Consider the following 4,365-nt stretch of genomic DNA (forward strand, 5'->3'; position numbering starts at 1 on the left):
AAAGGACATCACCGCCGGGTTCCAGGTCCGGCAGCGCCGCCCTTCATCCGGACGCAGCCGAGCACCCCAAGCCGGCGCTGCGGGACCGCCCCGGCGATAATGCCCGCCCCGGACGGAAGGATCTGCAATCCTCACTTCATATTGTCTAGGCCGGGCTGCAGCGGCCCCTCCCAGGTTGCGGCTGGGGGAACTTCCCCAAGCTAAAATCCAGCAGACCAAAATGGCATCAGCCCATGTGGGCCAGGTTTGGCTCACGGTTTCACCTTGGACCTGAGTGTGTTTGCTCCACCGGACCGGGCTTCGGAAGAAGCTCGTCAAGGGAACGTACCGCGTCCTGACCACAGGTGCTTCTCACGGGTGATCGCGACTACTGGGAACTAGGAGCGGACGAAACGAGCGATGGCGTCGGAGACTTCCTTGAACTTTGCTTCCGCGGCTTCTCCACCCGCGCTGCGTGCCGGCGGTGGGGTGACCCACGGGTGGAAGGCGATGAGAAGCATCGCTGAAGGGGAATGAGTAACGCGAGGCAGGCGCGACATGCGGATTGCGTTGCTCGGCCTCGGTAGCTAATCAGCTTGCGTGCTTGTCCCATCGGGCCGAAGGTTGGCTTCGGCGGCACATGATTTCATGCGCTGTGTAGCGTGCGTTTGCGCGCGTAGGCCCGTGCGGCGCGGACTCGGTCGCCGCAGCGGGTTGAGCACCATTGCCGTCGCGCGTGGGTGCGGAGGAAGAATCGCTGGCACCCGTCCGCTTCGCAGGACGCGAGCACCGATGCTTGGTCGCCGCTTAGCAGCGAGGCAGCGTCGTCGGCGATGACGGCCATGACGTGCTCGACGACTTGTGTCACGGGGTGGTTGGCGCTGCGGGTAAACCCTGACTCCGGGTCGAACTGAAGCAGGAGCGCCCCGGGTGCACAAGTCAGCGCACGATTTAGAGCTTGCACGGCCGCTGTCGTGGGGACGTCCCCTGTGGTGTGCGCGGTGAATAGATCGCGCAGGTCTGCGCGCAGGTCTGCGAGCCTGCCCCGGCAGTACTCGTGCAGCACAGTGTCCGATGCGATGAGATCGTGTGCTCTCAGCCAATCCGCGGCGTCGTCAGGACCGTCCAATTCGTCGTAGCGTTTGCCTCCGGGCAGTTCGCTTGCGCTGTTGACCAGTGCGAGGCTGGGATGCTCTTCGGCGCCTGGTACGGCTGCTGGCAGTGTTTCCGACATGATTCTCATGGTATCAGTTTCATTTAAGCGTGAGGTAGCTGCTACGCTCCAATCACGCCAAAAAGCACGTTTTTCCATGAGGAGTTCTTATGACGTTCGGTCAAGCAGCCGGCACGGCCCCATTCACACTGTCCGTGCTTTCCGCGGGCGGTACAGGAGTGGGGATGACCGCTGGGGAGGGGCTCGCGGCCACGATCTCGCTGGCGCGGACGGCGGACCAGCGCGGTTATCACCGGTTCTGGATGTCTGAGCATCATGCGATGGGAGCGACCTCGGTGTCTTCACCTCCGTTGATGGTCGCCCGCCTCATCGCTGAGACGACGAGCATCCGCCTTGGCGCCGGAGGGGTGATGCTGCCCAACCACGCACCGTTGCTGATCGCCGAGCAGTTCGGGATGCTGGAGGCTCTCGCCCCGGGCCGGATCGATCTTGGGCTGGGACGCGCCCCTGGCACTGATGGGGCGACTGCTGCGGCTCTGCGGCGGGGCGCGGATGCCAACGACGGATTCCCACAGCAGGTGCTCGAGTTGCTCGGGTTCCTGGGTGACGAGTTCCCTCCCGGACACCCCTACCGGCGTGTCCACGCGGTTCCCGGCCCCTGGCAGGCAAGGGAAAACCGGGTACCTGCGCCCCCGACCTTCCCGGAGGTGTGGGTGCTGGGTTCCTCTCCGTACTCAGCACAACTGGCCGGGCAGCTCGGCCGGCCGTATGCGTTCGCCTTGCAGTTCGGCGACGCTGACATCGATACGGCCATGCGTCTCTACCGTGAGAGCTTCCAGCCCTCCGACGTACTTGCCGAACCGCACACCCTCGTCAGCGTACCCGCGGCGATCAGCGACGACCCGGCTGAGGCAAAACGGCAGGCGGCAACATCGGCGATGGCGATGCTGCGCATGTTCAAAAGCGAAGGCTACCTGCTCCTTCCCCCCGACGAAGTTGAGGCCCACCAAGCAACACTGCAGGAGCGGCAGATCCTCGACGCCTACACCAGCCGCAGTTTCCATGGCACCGCCGCTACTGTCGCCGACCGTCTCGAAGCCCTGCACGAACGCACCGGCGTCGACGAGGTGATGCTCGTCGTCGGCGGCCACTCAACAACCCTCGACCAGCACGGGATCACCCTGATCGCCGATCACTACGAACTCCCGTACTTGAACGCACCGCTACCGGCCACCGCGCGGTAGCACCCATTTCAACACTCCGACGTTCACAACACACCCCATAAAGGAGAACCCCATGACCGCACCCCGCAGAGCCCTGATCGTCATTGACGCCCAACAGGAATACTTCGACGGACTGCTTCCGATCCAGTACCCGGACCGTGACCAATCCATCACCCGCATTCAGACCGCGATCAAGGCCGCCGAGCAGACCGGAACGCCGGTCGTGCTCGTCCAGCACGAGCTTCCCGCAGACGCCCCGGTGTTCGGGTCCGGGGCGGCGACCTGGCAAAACCACCCCGAAGTAGTTGCCCACGAGGACGCGGCAGCCAAGCGAGTCGGCAAGCGGTTCTCCAGCATCTTCGCTGACACCGACCTCGAAGCCTGGTTGCGTGAACAGGGCATCGACACGATCACGCTCGTTGGCTACATGACAAACAACTGTGTGATCGCCTCCGCCGCGGCCGCCGAGCCTCTTGGCTTCGCCGTCGAAGTCCTCAGAGACGCGACGGGAGCAATCGACCTCGCCAACGACGCCGGCACCGCGTCCGCACGCCAGGTCCACGAGACCCTCATGGCGCTGCTGCATTCGAACTGGGCGGCGGTAGCCGACACCGCGACCTGGACCGCAGCACTGCATACGAGCGCGGCGCTGACCAAGAGTGACCTCATCACCTCCGCCGCACGGGGCCGCAGTACCCGGTAGAAGTACCGCGACGGTGGCCATCATGCACTCAGCATGCCCGGACTATACATCTTGAGCTAGGACCGGCCGCATCCGATCGCTCAGTGGGCACTGAGCCCGCCGGCGTACCACCGTCGGCGGGCAGCCGAATCAGGCGTGTGGGCATACCTCAACGATGCATTCTGAAAGGAAACGCATCACTTACAGAACCTCCCTCTAGGCCCAAATCATCTTGAATAAGCATCTACGCCACCGTTAGCTTCCTGCCGCAGCGTGAAGGACGGGATCATCGCCTGACTTTTGCAGACACACTCTTTCCCTCGTTCGTGGCTACGAGAGCCACCTCGTCCTCCAGATCACCCAGTAGCTCATCACGCAAGGAACCAACCCCATGACCAGCACCACTAAGGCCTGGCTACTCTTAATTCCCGCCATCCTGGTCGAAGTGACGGCCTCACTCGCCCTCAAGGGCGCACTCGAGCACCCGGCCCTCTACGTCGTCGTTGTCATCGGCTACCTCAGCGGATTCGTCTTGCTCGCCGAGATACTCCGCACGGGTATGGCCCTCGGGGTTGCCTACGGTATCTGGGGAGCTACCGGTGTCGCCCTCACTGCCGTTGGCTCCCTCCTGCTCTTCGGAGAACCGATTACCGCCCTCATGGGCATAGGAATCATCGTCATCATCGCCGGCGTCCTGTGTGTGGAGCTCGGAGCCCAGGCCGCCCACAAGAAGGCAGAGATTGCCTGATGTCCTATCTTCTCCTCATCGGCGCCATCCTGTTTGAGGTCTCCGGCACGATCAGCCTCCGCCTAGCCATCGACAACACACGCTGGTACGCAGCAGTTGCGGTCGGATACGTGGTGTCCTTTAGCATGCTCGGCCTCACCCTCGCTCATGGGATGCCCATTGGCATAGCCTACGGAATCTGGGCCGCAGCAGGCGTCGCCCTTACCGCCGTCCTTTCCAAGTTCCTCTTCAAAGATCCCCTCACGTGGCTAATGAGCCTTGGCATCATCCTCATCATCGGCGGCGTCCTCCTCATCGAACTCGGCGCGACCCACTAGCCAGAACCACAGTCACCCCTATGGGCAGTCACTGCTGCGCTTGGTACGCCCAGCGCTACAGGGATCGCCCGTAAGGGGGTTTCCATCTCAAGACGGTGTCTACTAAGAAAACGAAGGTGACGTTCCTGCGGAAATTGGGGTGAGGTTGGGCTCGAATCCGAGCGAGACCATTCGGCGTTGGAGCCGTCTTCTGGCACGTTCGGGGTTCGTTTTGTCGAAATGATCGACGCCGAGTTCGTCGT

At 63.0% G+C, this 4,365-nt stretch carries 5 protein-coding genes; 4 read left to right on the top strand and 1 reads right to left on the bottom strand.

The genetic code is table 11. The features are described 5' to 3' along the window. Nucleotides 1-625: 625 nt before the first annotated feature. Nucleotides 626-1,213, bottom strand: a complete 588-nt coding sequence (locus AC1DXI_RS20670; protein ID WP_230118809.1) for a CGNR zinc finger domain-containing protein — start codon at nt 1,211-1,213, stop codon at nt 626-628. 89 nt (nt 1,214-1,302) lie between these two features. On the opposite strand from AC1DXI_RS20670, the gene AC1DXI_RS20675 reads away from it, so the two are divergent. From AC1DXI_RS20675 to AC1DXI_RS20690, 4 genes are all read left to right on the top strand, one after another. Continuing rightward, on the top strand, nt 1,303-2,397 hold the full coding sequence (locus AC1DXI_RS20675) for an LLM class flavin-dependent oxidoreductase (RefSeq protein ID WP_290369757.1): 1,095 nt from the start codon (nt 1,303-1,305) through the stop codon (nt 2,395-2,397). Between the two features lie 52 nt (nt 2,398-2,449). Beyond that, the gene (locus AC1DXI_RS20680; protein WP_230118807.1) at nt 2,450-3,079 is read left to right on the top strand and encodes a cysteine hydrolase family protein; all 630 of its coding nucleotides are present in this window, start codon (nt 2,450-2,452) and stop codon (nt 3,077-3,079) included. 370 nt (nt 3,080-3,449) lie between these two features. Next, the gene (locus AC1DXI_RS20685; RefSeq protein ID WP_230118806.1) at nt 3,450-3,806 is read left to right on the top strand and encodes a DMT family transporter; all 357 of its coding nucleotides are present in this window, start codon (nt 3,450-3,452) and stop codon (nt 3,804-3,806) included. Further along, complete coding sequence (locus AC1DXI_RS20690) at nt 3,806-4,123, top strand: DMT family transporter (RefSeq protein ID WP_214844160.1); 318 nt, start codon at nt 3,806-3,808, stop codon at nt 4,121-4,123. The genes AC1DXI_RS20685 and AC1DXI_RS20690 overlap by 1 nt, the downstream gene beginning before the upstream one ends. The last annotated feature ends 242 nt before the right edge of the window (nt 4,124-4,365 follow it).

The sequence above is a fragment of the Arthrobacter sp. P1_H7 genome, assembly GCF_056405215.1.

What these genes read in the sequence shown, in the direction of transcription:
- AC1DXI_RS20685 (WP_230118806.1), top strand. Translation starts at nt 3,450, where the DNA reads ATGACCAGCACCACTAAGGCCTGGCTACTCTTAATTCCCGCCATCCTG.
- AC1DXI_RS20690 (WP_214844160.1), top strand. Translation starts at nt 3,806, where the DNA reads ATGTCCTATCTTCTCCTCATCGGCGCCATCCTGTTTGAGGTCTCCGGC.
- AC1DXI_RS20670 (WP_230118809.1), bottom strand. Translation starts at nt 1,213, where the DNA reads ATGTCGGAAACACTGCCAGCAGCCGTACCAGGCGCCGAAGAGCATCCC.
- AC1DXI_RS20680 (WP_230118807.1), top strand. Translation starts at nt 2,450, where the DNA reads ATGACCGCACCCCGCAGAGCCCTGATCGTCATTGACGCCCAACAGGAA.
- AC1DXI_RS20675 (WP_290369757.1), top strand. Translation starts at nt 1,303, where the DNA reads ATGACGTTCGGTCAAGCAGCCGGCACGGCCCCATTCACACTGTCCGTG.